General features: G+C 74.8%; 15 protein-coding genes. 7 read left to right on the plus strand and 8 right to left on the minus strand.

Annotated elements, in window-relative coordinates:
- Positions 1-26: 26 nt before the first annotated feature.
- Entirely contained in the window at positions 27-1,406 is a 1,380-nt protein-coding gene (locus tag C1708_RS29830; RefSeq protein ID WP_106415596.1) for a CAP domain-containing protein, read from the minus strand.
- 306 nt (positions 1,407-1,712) lie between these two features.
- Between C1708_RS29830 and C1708_RS29835 the strand changes: the two genes are divergently transcribed.
- Positions 1,713-2,585, plus strand: coding sequence for a universal stress protein (locus tag C1708_RS29835; protein ID WP_106415597.1), 873 nt, complete (start codon positions 1,713-1,715; stop codon positions 2,583-2,585).
- A gap of 18 nt (positions 2,586-2,603) precedes the next feature.
- Here C1708_RS29835 and C1708_RS29840 read toward each other — a convergent pair whose 3' ends face one another.
- The 3 genes from C1708_RS29840 to C1708_RS29850 all read right to left on the minus strand — a co-directional run bounded on the left by C1708_RS29840 (position 2,604) and on the right by C1708_RS29850 (position 5,472).
- Complete coding sequence (locus C1708_RS29840) at positions 2,604-3,875, minus strand: DUF4032 domain-containing protein (protein WP_106415598.1); 1,272 nt, start codon at positions 3,873-3,875, stop codon at positions 2,604-2,606.
- Between the two features lie 41 nt (positions 3,876-3,916).
- The gene (locus C1708_RS29845; RefSeq protein ID WP_106416547.1) at positions 3,917-4,672 is read right to left on the minus strand and encodes an MBL fold metallo-hydrolase; all 756 of its coding nucleotides are present in this window, start codon (positions 4,670-4,672) and stop codon (positions 3,917-3,919) included.
- Between the two features lie 161 nt (positions 4,673-4,833).
- Complete coding sequence (locus tag C1708_RS29850) at positions 4,834-5,472, minus strand: alpha-ketoglutarate-dependent dioxygenase AlkB (protein WP_106415599.1); 639 nt, start codon at positions 5,470-5,472, stop codon at positions 4,834-4,836.
- A gap of 133 nt (positions 5,473-5,605) precedes the next feature.
- Between C1708_RS29850 and C1708_RS29855 the strand changes: the two genes are divergently transcribed.
- Together C1708_RS29855 and C1708_RS29860 are read left to right on the plus strand one after the other, a co-directional pair.
- Positions 5,606-6,211, plus strand: a complete 606-nt coding sequence (locus tag C1708_RS29855; protein ID WP_106415600.1) for a TetR/AcrR family transcriptional regulator — start codon at positions 5,606-5,608, stop codon at positions 6,209-6,211.
- A gap of 33 nt (positions 6,212-6,244) precedes the next feature.
- Entirely contained in the window at positions 6,245-7,918 is a 1,674-nt protein-coding gene (locus C1708_RS29860) for an FAD-binding dehydrogenase (protein ID WP_106415601.1), read from the plus strand.
- 51 nt (positions 7,919-7,969) lie between these two features.
- Here the strand turns inward: C1708_RS29860 and C1708_RS29865 are convergent, their stop codons facing one another.
- Positions 7,970-8,320 (minus strand): DUF488 domain-containing protein, encoded by a 351-nt coding sequence (locus C1708_RS29865; protein ID WP_106415602.1) that lies wholly within the window; start codon positions 8,318-8,320, stop codon positions 7,970-7,972.
- 145 nt (positions 8,321-8,465) lie between these two features.
- Between C1708_RS29865 and C1708_RS29870 the strand changes: the two genes are divergently transcribed.
- Positions 8,466-8,915, plus strand: coding sequence for a DUF6098 family protein (locus tag C1708_RS29870; protein ID WP_106415603.1), 450 nt, complete (start codon positions 8,466-8,468; stop codon positions 8,913-8,915).
- 73 nt (positions 8,916-8,988) lie between these two features.
- On the opposite strand, the gene C1708_RS29875 is transcribed toward C1708_RS29870, so the two are convergent.
- Positions 8,989-9,246, minus strand: a complete 258-nt coding sequence (locus tag C1708_RS29875) for a WhiB family transcriptional regulator (protein WP_106415604.1) — start codon at positions 9,244-9,246, stop codon at positions 8,989-8,991.
- A 104-nt stretch (positions 9,247-9,350) separates the two neighbouring features.
- On the minus strand, positions 9,351-10,571 hold the full coding sequence (locus C1708_RS29880; protein ID WP_106415605.1) for a saccharopine dehydrogenase family protein: 1,221 nt from the start codon (positions 10,569-10,571) through the stop codon (positions 9,351-9,353).
- 137 nt (positions 10,572-10,708) lie between these two features.
- Between C1708_RS29880 and C1708_RS29885 the strand changes: the two genes are divergently transcribed.
- Entirely contained in the window at positions 10,709-11,446 is a 738-nt protein-coding gene (locus tag C1708_RS29885; RefSeq protein ID WP_106415606.1) for a TetR/AcrR family transcriptional regulator, read from the plus strand.
- Here C1708_RS29885 and C1708_RS29890 read toward each other — a convergent pair.
- Entirely contained in the window at positions 11,412-12,311 is a 900-nt protein-coding gene (locus tag C1708_RS29890; RefSeq protein ID WP_106415607.1) for a LysR family transcriptional regulator ArgP, read from the minus strand. The genes C1708_RS29885 and C1708_RS29890 overlap by 35 nt on opposite strands.
- A 67-nt stretch (positions 12,312-12,378) precedes the next feature.
- On the opposite strand from C1708_RS29890, the gene C1708_RS29895 reads away from it, so the two are divergent.
- Entirely contained in the window at positions 12,379-12,996 is a 618-nt protein-coding gene (locus C1708_RS29895) for a LysE/ArgO family amino acid transporter (RefSeq protein WP_106415608.1), read from the plus strand.
- Positions 12,997-13,067: 71 nt separating this feature from the next.
- Positions 13,068-14,366 (plus strand): MFS transporter, encoded by a 1,299-nt coding sequence (locus C1708_RS29900; RefSeq protein ID WP_106415609.1) that lies wholly within the window; start codon positions 13,068-13,070, stop codon positions 14,364-14,366.
- Position 14,367 lies beyond the last annotated feature (1 nt).

Here is a 14,367-nt window from a genome sequence, read left to right on the forward strand (position 1 = left end):
GCACGGCACGGGAGCGGGCCGTGCGGTCAGCCGCCGAAGAGCTGCGTCCAGTACGTGCCCGCCCGGCCGCCGCCCGCGAAGCCGACGCCGATGTGCGTGAACTCCGGCTTGAGGATGTTCGCCCGGTGCCCCGGACTGTTCATCCAGCCGCGCACCACCTCGGCGGCCGAGCGCTGCCCGCACGCGATGTTCTCGCCGACGGCCCGGCAGCGGGACCCCGCGGCGGCGGCCCGGTCCCAGGGCTTGCCGCCGTCCGGCGCGGTGTGCGCGTAGAAGTCACGCGCCACCATGTCGGCGCTGTGCGCCTGCGCGGCCGCGGTCAGCAGCGGGTCGCGGGACAGCGGGGGCAGCCCGGCCCGCGCGCGCTCGCGGTTGGTGAGGTCGACGACCTCCGCCACCGTGCGGTCCAGGCCCTCCGGGGTGAGCGGACGCGCCCACAGCGCCGTCCAGTACGTGGCCCCGCCGCCCTCGCAGGAGGCCACGGCGGCGTGGGCGAACGCCGGGTCGCACACCGTGCGGCGGGCCGCCTCGTGGCGCAGGCAGTGGCCGACGAACCGGTCGACGGACAACGGTCCGGAGACCAGGTGCTCGCCGACGGTGAGGTACGGGTACCCGGCGGAGACGACGCGCTGGTACACCGACACGCCGTCCGGGCCCTCGACGCCGGGACGCCCGCCGCGCGCCATCGACCGGGCGTGCTCCCGGGCCGCCGCGGCCAGCCGCCCGTCGTGCGTCACCGGCGGGGAGCCGGCGGCCTGCCGCGCGGAGTTGACCAGGGCCAGGAAGTCGTCCCCGGCGGACGGCGGGGCCGCCGGGCGGGGCGGGACGGCCGGGTGCGTCCGCGGGGCGGACCGGGCCGCCGTGCCGGGGCTCACCGGCGCCCTGCCGGTGACGACCGGGGCGGTACGGGTGGACACGGCGCCCTCGTCGTCCTCCACGTCGACGCCGAAGTCCCGCGCGAGACCGGCCAGTCCGTCCGCGTACCCCTGCCCGAGGGCGCGCAGCTTCCAGCCGTCGCCGCGCCGGTAGATCTCCGCGAGCAGCAGCACCGTCTCCCGGTCGGGACGCGGCGGGCGGAAGCGGGCCAGGGCGCGCCCGCCGGGGCCGGTGACCTCCAGCACGGGGGCCGGCAGGGCGCTCAGCGGGGTGCCGGGCTCCTCGGGACTGACGGCGACCGTGACCCGGGTGGCGCCCGCGCGCAGCGCCGCCGGGTGGACGACGAGCGTGTCGCCGCCGAGCCGCGCGCCCGGCGCGGACGGCTGGTTGTAGAAGACGAAGTCCGCGTCCCCGGCCACCTTCCGGCCGTCGTCCGTGATCAGCGCGGACACGTCGAACGGCCCCGGCACCCGGACGGTCACCGCACCGCCCGGGAGCGGGATGTTGCCGCCGGGGACCAATTCGCTCATGACACCGCCCTGTTCGTCATCGTCCGACCGGTGTGGGGGTGTCCGGACAACGAGGGGCGGGGGCCCGGGGTTCCCGGCGCCGCGCGTCCGCGCGGCCTCGGCGGGCGGTGCCCCGCGTCCCCACGGCGTGATCGGATCCCCGGCGCGGCGGGCCGAGCCCGTGTCAGGGCCGGGCGCGCGTGCCTGCGCGGGCCCCGCGCGGGAAGGCGGGACCGCGGGGCGTCGTACGAGGTGACCGCGGTGCGGGGGCGGCGGTCCCGTAGGGAAGACTGGACCGCGCAGGAACACGACACCGGGAGGAACGGCATGACGCGCCCGATCACGGCAGGGATCGACGGCACCGAGGAGAGCCTCGCCGCGCTGGCCTGGGCGGCCAGGGAGGCGGTCCGCCGGGGACTGCCGCTCACAGTGGTGCACGCCTGGCGGTTCCAGTCGAACGACGCGGTGGACACCGGGGACCGGGCCGCCCAGGAGCGGTGGGTGCGGGAGGCGGCCGAGGAGGCGGTGCGCGCCGTCCGCGACCACCACAGCGGCCTCGACGTCACCACGGACGTGCTGGAGGGCGACGCCGTGGAGACCCTGACCGCCGCGGCGGCCGGCGCCGAGATGCTGGTCCTGGGCTCGCGCGGGCACGGACGGATCATGGGCTTCCTGGTGGGCTCCGTGGGCCAGCAGGTGATCGTCGACGCCCGGTGCCCGGTGGTGTTCGTCCGGGCCGGCGACAAGGCCTCCGACGAAGTGGCCGGGCACGAGATCGTGGTCGGGCAGGAGGGCGACCCGGAGGACAGCGCCGCCGCGCTCGGCTTCGCCTTCGAGACCGCGGCCCGGCGCGGCGCCACCCTGCGGGCCGTACGCGCCTGGACCCTGCCGCCGGTGTTCTCCTACAGCCCCGCCTCCCTCCAGCTCCTCGACGAGGCCGGCGGTCTGGAGCCCTTCGAGCGGAAGAACCTGGCGGCCGCCCTCGCGCCATGGCGGGAGCGCTACCCGGACGTGCACGTCGTGGAGCACGTGGAGATGGGCAGCGCCGGGCAGGTGCTGCTGTCGGTGTCGGGCGGGACCCAGCTCATGGTCGTCGGCCGCCGCGCCCGCCGCTCCGCCGTGGGCGCCCGGATCGGCTCCGTGGCGGGAGGCGTGCTGCACCACGCGGACTGCCCGGTGGCGGTCGTCCCGCCCGCCTGACCCGGGTGCGGGCCCGGCTCACTCCTCCGCGGCCCGCAGCGGCTCCCGCCGCTTCGGCAGCACCGTGCGGATGTAGTCCTCGACGGCGGTCTCCAGGCCGATGTCGTGCTGGGCCCGCTCGGACAGGTACCAGCGGTGCTCCAGCAGCTCGTGGTAGATCTGCGCGGGGTCCATCTGCCCGCGCAGCTCGGGCGGCACGGACCGCACGGTGGGCCGGAACACCTCGCGCACCCAGCGGTGGGCGAGCACCTCCGGACGGGCGCCATGGGCGTCCCCTCCGCTCGAGCGAAGCCGAGAGCTCGGGGGAGGGCCGTCCGGGGCGTAGTCGTCCTGGGTGGCCATCCAGCTCTCCAGGTCGGTCAGCAGCCGCCTGGCCTGGTTCTCCTCGGCGTCCAGACCGGTCAGCCGCAGCAGCTGACGCTGGTGGTGCCCGGCGTCCACGACCTTCGGCACGAACGTCACCGTGTCGCCGTTGGAGGCGTGCTCGATCTGCATCTCGGCCACGTCGAAGCCGAGTGCGTTCAGCCGCCGGATGCGCCGTTCGATGTAGTGGTGCTTGCCGGCCGGGTAGACCGAGGTGCGGGTCAGCTCCTTCCACAGGTCCTGGTAGCGCCCGCAGATCTCGGTGCCGAAGTCGATCGGGTCGACGGAGGGGTGCAGCGCGCCGGAGGCCTCGAGGTCCAGCAGCTCGCCGCTGATGTTGACCCGCGCCAGGTCCAGGTCGTACTCCCGCTGGCCGCGCGTCAGTTCGGGGTGCAGGTCGCCGGTCTCGGCGTCCACCAGGTAGGCGGCGAAGGCGCCCGCGTCGCGCCGGAACAGGGTGTTGGACAGGGAGCAGTCGCCCCAGGCGAAGCCGGTCAGGTGCAGCCGCACCAGCAGCGCGGCGAGCGCGTCCATCAGCCGGTGCATGGTGGCCGGCCGCAGCGTCGTCTCGAACATCGACCGGTACGGCATGGAGCCGCCGAGGTGCCGGGTGACCAGCACGCTCTCCAGCGGCTCCCCGTCCAGGCCGGTGCGGCCCGTCACCACGGCGAGCGGGTCCACCGCCGGTATGCCGAGCCGGTCCAGGTCGCGCAGCAGTTCGTACTCGCGCAGCGCGGGACGCCGGGCGAGTTCCTTCACCGCGATCACCTCGTCGCCGGCGCGGGCGTAGCGCACCACGTGCCGGGAGATGCCGCGCGGCAGCGGCACCAGGTACTCCTCGGGCCACTCCTCCAGCGGCAGGTGCCACGGCAGTTCCAACAGGAGCGCGGGGTGCTCCGGGTTGGTGGCGTTGATCTGCAGTGCCATGGCGGCGGTGTCCTCGTCTCGCGGCTGATCGTCGCTCCAGCCTATTGCGCGCGCTCGCGGGCCAGCAGGGCGGCGTCCCGCACCGGCCCCCGGTGGACCGGGCCGTGGCCGGGCAGCAGCAGGTCGCCGTCCAGCCCGGCCAGCACGTCCAGCGACCGCACGGCGGTGGCGCGCTCCCGGTGGAACATGTCCGTCAGCATCTGCGGGCCCTCGACGCGGGAGACGGGGTGCCCGCTGACCAGGGCGTCGCCGGACGCCACCGCCCCGACGTGCGGGAGGTGGAAGGCGCAGTGCCCGGCGGTGTGGCCGGGGGTGTGCACGGGGACGGGCCGGCCCGGCAGGTCGAGCGGCTGCCCGTCGCCGGGGTCCGGGAACGGCCGGGGCGAGGTGACCGCCACGTTCGCCGTGCCGCCGGCGCGCAGGGCGTGCGCGGCCCACGGCAGCACGCCGGGACGCCAGCCGTTGCGCAGCACCCGTGCCACGGTCACCTGGTGCAGGAAGTCCCGCCGGGCGTGCGGCACCTCCTCCTCGTGGGTGTGGACCGGGGTGCCGTACGCGGCGCTGAGGAACTCGGCGGAACCCAGGTGGTCGTTGTGCGCGTGGGTGATCAGCACGGCCGCCACCGCCTCCGGCGCGGCGCCCACCTCCGCGAGCGAGCCGAGCAGCCCCTCGCGGTCGCCGGGGTAGCCGGTGTCGATCAGGGTCACGGCGTCCCCCTCGGTGAGGATCACCCAGTTCGTGTTCGTGCCGTGCACCAGATACGTGCCATCCGCCACCTGTCGCACCGTCGCCTTCATGACCACCTCGCGTGTGTGTCGTCCCCTGCCGGTCGCACGCGCACAGGAAAGCAGATCGGGGGCGGGCGCGGGCGGTGGTCCGGGCGGATCCGGTGCGGGGGAGGCCCGGCGGAGGAGGACAGGCTTCCGCCGGGGCCGGCCGAGCCGGGGTTCCGCCGGGGTCAGTTCACCCCGCGCGGGCGGAACTGCACGGAGATCCGCGGTCCGGCGGCCTTGGTGCTCTTGGGCACGCAGTGCTCCCAGGTGCGCTGGCACGATCCGCCCATCACGACCAGGTCGCCGTGGCCCAGCGGGCGGCGCACGGTCTCGCCGCCGCCGACGGGCCGCAGCAGCAGGTCGCGGGGCGCGCCCACGGACAGGATGGCGACCATGGTGTCCTCGTGGGCGCCCCGGCCGATCCGGTCGCCGTGCCAGGCGACGCTGTCCCGGCCGTCGCGGTAGTAGCACAGCCCGGCCGTGGCGAACGGCTCGCCCAGCTCCTCGGCGTAGTGGGCGCTCAGGGCGTCGCGGGCCGCGGTGAGGACCGGGTGGGGGAGCGGGGCGCTGATGCCGTAGTACGCCAGCAGCCGGGGCACGGACACGACCTGGTCGTACATCTGGCGCCGCTCGGCCCGCCAGGGGGTCTCGGCGGCCAGGTGGTCGAAGAGCGCGTCGGACCCGTGCAGCCAGCCGGGAAGCAGGTCGATCCAGGCGCCCCGGCCGAGTGCGGTGCGGCGCACCCCGTCGAGCGGGCCGAGCCGCAGCTCGTCGTCCTGGTCGAAGAGCGAGCCCTGGAGCGCCGGGAGGCGGTGCGTGCTCATGGGAGCAGCGTATCCAGAATCGAAAGTGCGTTCTAGGGTGCTCCGGGTCCGGCGATCGCCCTGCTCCGGGGGCTGTCCGATACACCGCTGTATCGGATACGTTCCCGTACCGGACGGCGGGAGCGGGGAGGGCATGGCGGACACCGGCACCGGGCGCGTCACCAGGCGCCGGCAGCGCACCCGCGCCAACCTGCTGGACGCCGCCTTCACCGTCTTCGCCGCCAAGGGCTTCGGCCACGTCTCCATCGAGGAGATCTGCGAGGCCGCCGGCTACACCCGCGGCGCCTTCTACTCCAACTTCGCCGGCCTCGACGAGCTGTTCTTCGCGCTCTGCGCCCAGCGCGCCGACCTGATCGCCGAGCAGGTCTCCGGCGCCCTCGCCTCGGACGGACCCGACCTCGACGTGGCCGCCGCCGTGGACCGGGTCTCCGAGGTGCTGCTGCTGGACCGCGACTGGCTGCTGGTGAAGACCGACTTCCTGGTGCACGCCGCCCGCGACCCCCGCGCGGCGGACACGCTGCTGGACCACCGGGCGCGGCTGCGGCGGGCCGTCGCCGACCGGCTGGAGCGGGCCCGCGGCCACACCGGACTGCCCGCCGTGCTCGGCGACGCCGAGGGCGCCGCACACGCCGTGATCGCCGCCTACGACGGCGTCACCGTCCGACTGCTGCTGGACCGGGACGTCGAACGCGCCCGGGTCTGGCTGAAACACCTGCTCACCGCGCTGCTCACCGGATGAAGTCTCCGGACGGACAAGGAAGGGACGGTCGCCATGGATGCCGACGTCATCGTCGTCGGAGCGGGCCTCGCGGGCCTCGTCGCGGCCCACGAACTCACCGGCAGGGGCCGCAGGGTCGCCCTGGTCGACCAGGAGAACGCCGCCAACCTCGGCGGCCAGGCCTACTGGTCGTTCGGCGGGCTGTTCCTGGTGGGGTCACCGGAGCAGCGCCGCCTCGGCGTCAAGGACTCCTTCGAGCTGGCCTGGAACGACTGGCAGGGCAGCGCCGCCTTCGACCGGCTCGACGACGAGGACTCCTGGGCGCGGCGCTGGGCGCGCGCCTACGTCGAGTGGGCGGCGGGGGAGAAGCGGTCCTGGCTGGACGGCCACGGCATCACCTTCCTGCCCACCGTCGGCTGGGCCGAACGCGGCGACCTGCGCGCCGGCGGTCACGGCAACTCCGTGCCCCGCTTCCACATCGCCTGGGGCACCGGCACCGGCGTCGTCGCCCCCTTCACGCGGTACGCCCGTGAGGCCGCGCGCGACGGACTGCTGACCTTCCACCACCGCCACCGCGTCGACGAGCTGGTCCTGGAGAACGGCGCCGCGCGCGGGGTGCGCGGCACCGTGCTGGCCGAGGACGACGCGCCGCGCGGCGTGGCCTCCAGCCGCGAGGCGATCGGCGCGTTCGAACTCACCGCCCAGGCCGTGATCGTCACCAGCGGCGGCATCGGCGCCGACCACGACATCGTCCGGCGGTACTGGCCCGAGCGGCTGGGCACCCCGCCGCGCGAGATGGTCACCGGCGTCCCCGCCTACGTGGACGGGCGGATGCTCGACATCAGCGCCCGCGCGGGCGTACGCCTGGTCAACCGCGACCGCATGTGGCACTACACCGAGGGCATCCGGAACTGGGACCCGATCTGGCCGGGACACGGCATCCGCATCCTGCCCGGCCCGTCCTCCCTGTGGTTCGACGCCCTCGGCCGCCGGCTCCCCGAGCCCTGCCTGCCCGGCTACGACACCCTCGGCACGCTCAGGCACCTGCGCACCACCGAGGACATCGCCCCGTACGACCACTCCTGGTTCGTCCTCACCCAGAAGATCATCGAGAAGGAGTTCGCGCTCTCCGGCTCCGAGCAGAACCCGGACATCACCGCCAAGGACCGGGCCGGGTTCCTCCGCGAACGCGTCCTCGGCAAGGGCGCCCCCGCCCCGGTGGACGCCTTCCTGCGCAAGGGCGCGGACTTCGTCACCGCCGCCACCGTCGAGGAACTCGTCGACAGGATGAACGCCCTCACCGACGCGCCCCTGCTCGACGCGGCCCTCGTCCGGCGCCAGATCGAGGCGCGCGACCTGCAGCTCGCCAACGCCTACAGCAAGGACGCCCAGGTGCAGGGCATCCGCAACGCCCGCCGCTACATCGGCGACCGCCTCGGCCGGGTCGCCACCCCGCACCGCATCCTCGACCCGGCGGCCGGTCCGCTGATCGCCGTGAAGCTGCACGTCCTCACCCGCAAGACGCTCGGCGGCATCCAGACCGACCTGGACTCCCGCGCGCTGGGCGCCGACGGCAGCCCGGTCGACGGGCTGTACGCGGCCGGCGAGGTCGCGGGCTTCGGCGGCGGAGGCGTCCACGGGTACAACGCCCTGGAGGGCACCTTCCTCGGCGGCTGCCTCTTCTCGGGGCGCGCGGCGGGGCGGGCGGCGGCCGCACAGACGGCGTAGCGGGTGTGGCCGGCGTGGCAGGAGGCGGGCCGGCCCACGGGCCGGTCCGCCTCAGTCCGTCAGCAGCCGCGCCAGCACCTCCGCGTGGCTGCGCTCCGGCCGCTTCGACGCGGTCAGCAGGGTCACCGTCCCCTTCCCGGCCAGCTCCCGCACCCGCTCCAGCAGCTCCGCCGCCTCCGGCGCGGCCAGCTCCGCCTCGTAGCGCTCGCGGAACTCCTCGAAGGCGCCCTCGCCCGCGTGGTACCAGCGGCGCAGCTCCGTGGAGGGGGTCAGCCCCTTCGGCCACTCGTCGACCCGGGCCGCCTCCTTCGCCAGGCCGCGCGGCCACAGCCGGTCGACGAGGACCCGCACCCCGTCGCCGGGCTCGGGCGGTTCGTAGGCGCGGCGCACGCGCACACTCATGGTGGGCCCCTTCCGCCGGAGTCGCCGCGAGCCTACTGCGGCGCACGGGACCGGGCACGACGGCGGAAGCGGACGGGACACCTGCATCGTTCCGGCGCGGTCCGGGTACTCCGTCCGCCTGGAACGCGACGCCGGGAGGTGACGGATGGAGGCCGAGGACGACCTGCCGGTCGTCGGCACGCTCGCCGAGCTCACCGCGCTGGTGGAGCGCGACCGGGGACTGTACGTCCGCTGGTCCCGGGGGCCGGCGATCGACCTGCACGCGGTGTCCAGCATCGACGACCTCACCGGCGTGGCCATGCCCGGACTGTCCGCGAACCCGCTCGACGTGGAGAAATGGTGGCGAGGCCGCTCGCCGGCCCTCTGGGTGGCGCGTCGGCTGTACGACTACGAGCACCTGCCGCGCGAGAAGGGCGCCGACATCCGGCCCTGGGTGCTCAAGGGGCGCGAGACCGGCCGCGGCCCGGACAACGAGCCGCTGGTCACCGATGTGCGCCCGCTGTGCTGGATCGCCGACGACGTCATCGAGGAGGCGCACACGGAAGTGGCCCGCCAGGAGCATCCCTGGGGGCCACTGCGCCGCGCCAACCGCTGACCGCCGGGCGCTCTCGCCCGGGGCCCGCGCGGATCACGCCCTCGCCGTCACGCGGCACCGTCCGCCGCGGCCGTCAGGCCCGGCCCGACGAACGGCGGGCCGCGATGCGCCGCTTGAGCGCGCGGCGTTCCGTCTCGCTCGTGCCGCCCCACACACCGATGGACTGCCCGGTCTCCAGGGCCCACGTCAGGCACTGCTCCCGCACGGGGCAGCGCCGGCAGACCGCCTTGGCCTGCTCGGTCTGCAACAGGGCCGGCCCGGAGGCGCCGATCGGGAAGAACAGCTCGGGGTCCTCGGTCCGGCAGGCCGCGCTGTGCCGCCAGTTGTCCATCGAAAGTCACCTGCGTCCGGAGTCGATGCGCACCCTTTCGGATGCCTTGCTCCTTTCGGGTGACCTGTCGATCCGCCGCGAAACAGCGGGATCCGTGGAAACGGTCACTGCTCGCGCAGGCCCCACGGCGATCCGTACGCGGTGAGCAGGTCCAGGAACGGACGGGGCGGGAACGCCTCCGGGCCGAGCACACCCGCGCCGGACCAGGCGCCGGTCGCCAGCAGTTCGAGCGCGACGACCGGGTTGACGGCCGTCTGCCACACCACCGCCTGGCAGCCGTACTCGCCCATCGACCACTGGTTGTCGACCACGTGGTACAGGTACACCTCGCGCGGTGCCCCGTCCTTGGTGCCCCGCACCCAGGTGCCCGCGCAGGTCCTGCCGTGCATCCGGTCGCCGAGCGTGGCCGGGTCGGGCAGGCAGGCCGCGACCACGTCCCGCGGGGAGACCCGCACCGGGCCGTCGGGGCCGGGCACGGTCACCGGCTCGGTGCGGTCCAGGCCCAGCAGGCGCAGCGTGCGGAGGGTGTCCGTGAACTCACGGCCCAGGCCGTACTTGAAGGTGACCCGGCGGGCGTCCACCCAGCGGGGGATCAGCAGCACCTCCTCGTGCTCCACGTTCACGCACTCCACCGGGCCGATGCCCTCGGGGAAGTCGAACAGCTCGGGTTCGCTGAAGGGTTCGGTGGTGTACCAGCCGCGGTCCTTCTCGTAGACCACGGGCGGGTTGAGGCACTCCTCGATCGTGGTCCAGATGTTGAAGGACGGCGCGAAGCCGTGGCCGTCCACCGTGAGGTCGGCGCCGTCGCGGACGCCGATCTCCTCGATCCGGTCGAAGAGTTCGTCGGCCGCGTACCGGGCGAACACGTCCGACAGACCCGGCTCGACACCCATCCCGACCAGCGCCAGCAGCCCGGCCTCCTCCCACTCGGCGGCCTGCGCGAACTGCTCGTCGCCCAGCTTGGTCCCGCACTCCTCGTACGGCCGCTCGCCGTGCGGGCGGGACAGGGACATCGCCATGTCGAGGTAGGCGGCGCCGCCCGCCCGCGCCGCACGGAACAACGGCATCACGAAGCGGGGGTCGGTGGCGTTCAGCAGCACGTCGCAGCCGTGCCGCCCGAGCAGCGCCGTCACCTGCGCCTCGTCGCCGGCGTCGACCCGCTCGGCACGGAACCGGTCGCCGTCCGCGCCCAGCGCCGCGACCGCCGCCTCCGCCCGGGCCGGGTCGTGGTCGGCCACCACCATCAGCTCGAAGAACGGCCGCCGGGCCGCGATCCGGGTGACGGCGGTACCCACACCGCCCGCTCCCACCAGCAGTACGCGCATGACGGAGCACTCCCTTCCCTCCTCATGGATCCGCACGAATCCGGAACCTTCCGCAAGGCCCCTGGCGTGATGGAACGCCGCGCCGCGACATAAGGTCAATGGCGTTGGCATAAGGACGGGGAGCGGAAGGAGCGGCGATGGCCAAGCGTGTGGTCCCCGAGGAGCGGCGGCGACGGCGCAGGCCGACGAAGAGCGGGGTGGTGCTGTCGGAGCGGCTGATCGTCGAGACCGCGCTGCGGCTGCTGCGGGAGCACGGCAGCGCGGGCCTGACCGCGCGCCGGCTGGGACTCGCCCTGGACTGCGACCCGAGCACGCTCTACCGCTACTTCCGCGGCATGGACGACCTCACCCTCGCCATCGGCGACGCGCTGACCGGCCAGGCGCTGGAGGGCTGGCGGCCCACCGGGCGATGGCGGGACGACCTGCGCGCCCTGGGCCTGCGCGTCCACGCCGCCTACGTCTCCCACCCGCAGGCGGCGGTCCTCACCGCGAGCCGGGTGTCCGGCCGGGCCGGCGAACTGGCCGCCGACGAGGCGGTGCTGGACGTGCTGCGCACCGCGGGCTTCCCGCCGACCGACACCGTCCGCGTCTACCACGCCTTCATCGACACCACGCTGGCGTTCGCCGCCCTCGACGCCGCCTTCCTGGCGCTGCCCGACGCGGCACGGCGGGCCGACGAGGACATGTGGCGCTCGACCTACGCCCGGCTGCCCGCCGCCACCCACCCGCGCATCGCCGAGACCGCTCCGCTGCTCGCCGCCCGCATGGTCGAGAGCGCCTACCCCACGGCGCTGGACATGCTGCTGTCGAGCGCGGAGCGGGACCTCGCCGGCCTCGGGGTCAGTGGTGCAGAGCCCGGGCCGCCGTCCTCGTGACCGCGTCCGCGACCGCCGCGAGGGCGGGGGAGTCCAGCTTCCACTGCTGCCAGTACAGGGGCGCGTCGACCGCCCGGTCCGGGGCGAACACCGTCACCCGGCCCGCCCGCAGCAGCGGCACCGCCTGCGCCTCCGGCACCATGCCCCAGCCGAGACCGGCGGCCACCGCCTCGGCGAACCCCTCCGAGGTCGGCACGTGATGGCGCAGGGTGCTCGCCCCGGTGCGGCCGCCCGTCAGCCGCCGCACGAACCCGTCCTGGAAGTCGTCCCGCCGGTCGAAGACCACCACCGGCGCCGCCGCCACCGACTCCTCCAGCGGCTCCCTCAGCAGCTCCGCGGCGAGCTCCGGGTGCGCCACCGGCAGGTAGCGCATCGTCCCCAGACGCCGCACCGAGCAGCCCGGCACCGGGTCGGGTGAGGAGGTCACCGCGGCCATCACCGTCCCCTCGCGCAGCAGCGCCGCCGTGCGGGACTCGTCCTCCCGGCGCAGTTCGAAGCAGAGCCGGGACCGGACGGGCAGCCGGACCAGGGCGTCCAGGAACCAGGTGGCGAGGGAGTCCGCGTTGACCGCGACCGACACCCGCGTGGGCTCCCCGGCGCCGCTCAGGCCCAGCTCCGCGTACGCGTCCCGCTCCAGCCGGGCCACCTGCCGGGCCAGCCGCACCAGCACCTCGCCGGACTCGGTGGGCCGCACCGGGCGGGTGCGCAGCAGCAGCACCCTCCCGGTGCGCTGCTCCAGCGCCTTCACCCGCTGGCTGACCGCCGAGGGCGTCACGTGCAGCGCGGCGGCCGCCGCGTCGAACGTCCCCTCGTCGACCACCGCGAGCAGCGTCCGTACCTGGTCCAGCGGAAGGTCCTCCCTCACATCCGCTAACGATACGTAAGAATCCTGAGCTGTACTGCACCTGGCCCTTCGGCCTAGCGTCGACGCCATGACCAGCGCTTTCGCCACCGCCGCCGCCGGGTTCGGCACCGGACTGTCCCTGATCGTCGCCATCGGCGCGCAGAACGCCTTCGTGCTGCGCCAGGGCATCCGCAGGGACGCCGTGCTCGCCGTCGTCGGCATCTGCGCCCTGTCCGACGCCCTCCTCATCACCCTGGGCGTCGGCGGCGTCGGCGCGGTCGTGGTGGCCTGGCCCGCGGCGCTGACGGTGGTGGCCTGGACCGGCGGCGCCTTCCTCCTCGCCTACGGCGCCCTGGCCGCCCGCAGAGTGGTCCGTCCGGCCGGCACGGGACTGGAGGCGGAGGGCCGGGAGGCGGGATCGCGCCGCCGGGCCGTGCTCACCTGCCTCGCCATGACCTGGCTCAACCCGCACGTCTACCTGGACACGGTGTTCCTGGTCGGCTCCGTCGCCGCCGACCACGGCCCGTCGCGCTGGACGTTCGGCGTCGGGGCCGCGCTGGCCAGCCTGTGCTGGTTCGCCGCGCTCGGCTTCGGCGCCCGGCTGCTCGGCCGCTTCCTGGCCCGGCCGGCCGCCTGGCGGGCACTGGACGCCCTGGTGGCCGCCACCATGATCGTCCTCGGTGTGACGCTCATCGCGGGAGCCTGAGGACGGGCCCGCCCGGGGGCCTGCCATAGTGGGTGCCGGCGAAGTAGATGTAAGCACCAACCAGGACGGTCGTGGACACCAGCGAGAGCAGCACCGGACCCCGGACACCCGAAGCGGAGCGGGAGGAGAGCGGACCGCGCGGATGGCGCCGCTGGGCCATGGACACCCGCCCGCTGCGCCGCCCCGCCTACCGCCGGCTGTGGGCGTCCACCGCCGTCACCGCGGTCGGCAGCCAGCTCACCGCCGTCGCCGTGCCCAAGCAGATCTACGACATCACCGGCTCCTCCGCCTGGGTCGGCACCGCGAGCCTCGCCGGACTGCTGCCGCTGATCGTGTTCGCGCTGTGGGGCGGCGCGATCGCCGACAGCATGGACCGCCGCAGACTGCTGCTGCTCACCAACAGCGGCATCGCCGTCACCTCGGTGCTGTTCTGGGTGCAGGCCTTCGCCGGACTGGAGTCGGTCTGGGCGCTGATGCTGCTGCTCGCCCTGCAGCAGGCCTTCTGGGGGCTCAACGCGCCCGCCCGCAGCGCCTCCATCGCCCGCCTGGTCCCCGCGGACGAGCTGCCCGCCGCCAACGCCCTCGGCTCCACCGTGATGCAGACCGGCCAGATCGCCGGACCGCTGCTGGCCGGCGCCCTCATCCCCGTGATCGGCCTGGCCGAGCTGTACCTGCTCGACGCGCTCGCGCTGTGCGTCACGGTCTGGGCGGTGTACCGGCTGCCCGCGCTGCCGCCGCTCACCGCCGCCACGCCCGGGAGCGCCGGACTGCGCGGCATCCTGGAGGGCTTCCGCTACATCTCGGGACACGCGGTGCTGCTGCTGTCGTTCCTCGCCGACATCGTCGCCATGGTCCTCGGCATGCCCCGCGCCCTGTTCCCCCAGCTCGCCGCCCAGACGTACGCCTCCCACGGTGAGGGCTTCGCGCTGGGCCTGCTGTTCGCCGCGATCCCGATCGGCGCGGTGCTGGGCGGCCTGTTCTCCGGCACGTTCTCCCGGGCGCGCCGGCACGGCTGGATGGTCATCGGCTCGGTGGTGGTGTGGGGGCTGGCGATCACCGGGTTCGGGCTCAGCGGCAGCCTGTGGCTCGCGGTCGTCTTCCTCGCCCTCGCCGGTGTGGCGGACATGGTGTCCATGGTGTTCCGCGGGGCGATCCTGCTGTCCGCCGCGACCGACGAGATGCGCGGCCGCATGCAGGGCGTCTTCACCGTCGTGGTGGCCGGCGGCCCCCGCCTGGCGGACGTGCTGCACGGCACCGCCGGGTCCGCCTTCGGTCCCCGCACGGCCGTCGCGGGCGGCGGGATCCTGGTCGTCGTGGTGATGCTGGCGCTCGCCGCCGCGATGCCGGCGCTGCGCCGCCACCGGGTCTGAG

Origin of the sequence: Streptomyces sp. DH-12, from assembly GCF_002899455.1 — a bacterium.
In the GTDB taxonomy this organism is placed as follows: Bacteria; Actinomycetota; Actinomycetes; order Streptomycetales; family Streptomycetaceae; genus Streptomyces.

Excerpts from the sequence above, each read along its gene's own strand:
- C1708_RS29830 (WP_106415596.1), bottom strand. The coding sequence starts at position 1,406 with ATGAGCGAATTGGTCCCCGGCGGCAACATCCCGCTCCCGGGCGGTGCG.
- C1708_RS29835 (WP_106415597.1), top strand. The coding sequence starts at position 1,713 with ATGACGCGCCCGATCACGGCAGGGATCGACGGCACCGAGGAGAGCCTC.
- C1708_RS29840 (WP_106415598.1), bottom strand. The coding sequence starts at position 3,875 with ATGGCACTGCAGATCAACGCCACCAACCCGGAGCACCCCGCGCTCCTG.
- C1708_RS29845 (WP_106416547.1), bottom strand. The coding sequence starts at position 4,672 with ATGAAGGCGACGGTGCGACAGGTGGCGGATGGCACGTATCTGGTGCAC.
- C1708_RS29850 (WP_106415599.1), bottom strand. The coding sequence starts at position 5,472 with ATGAGCACGCACCGCCTCCCGGCGCTCCAGGGCTCGCTCTTCGACCAG.
- C1708_RS29855 (WP_106415600.1), top strand. The coding sequence starts at position 5,606 with ATGGCGGACACCGGCACCGGGCGCGTCACCAGGCGCCGGCAGCGCACC.
- C1708_RS29860 (WP_106415601.1), top strand. The coding sequence starts at position 6,245 with ATGGATGCCGACGTCATCGTCGTCGGAGCGGGCCTCGCGGGCCTCGTC.
- C1708_RS29865 (WP_106415602.1), bottom strand. The coding sequence starts at position 8,320 with ATGAGTGTGCGCGTGCGCCGCGCCTACGAACCGCCCGAGCCCGGCGAC.
- C1708_RS29870 (WP_106415603.1), top strand. The coding sequence starts at position 8,466 with ATGGAGGCCGAGGACGACCTGCCGGTCGTCGGCACGCTCGCCGAGCTC.
- C1708_RS29875 (WP_106415604.1), bottom strand. The coding sequence starts at position 9,246 with ATGGACAACTGGCGGCACAGCGCGGCCTGCCGGACCGAGGACCCCGAG.
- C1708_RS29880 (WP_106415605.1), bottom strand. The coding sequence starts at position 10,571 with ATGCGCGTACTGCTGGTGGGAGCGGGCGGTGTGGGTACCGCCGTCACC.
- C1708_RS29885 (WP_106415606.1), top strand. The coding sequence starts at position 10,709 with ATGGCCAAGCGTGTGGTCCCCGAGGAGCGGCGGCGACGGCGCAGGCCG.
- C1708_RS29895 (WP_106415608.1), top strand. The coding sequence starts at position 12,379 with ATGACCAGCGCTTTCGCCACCGCCGCCGCCGGGTTCGGCACCGGACTG.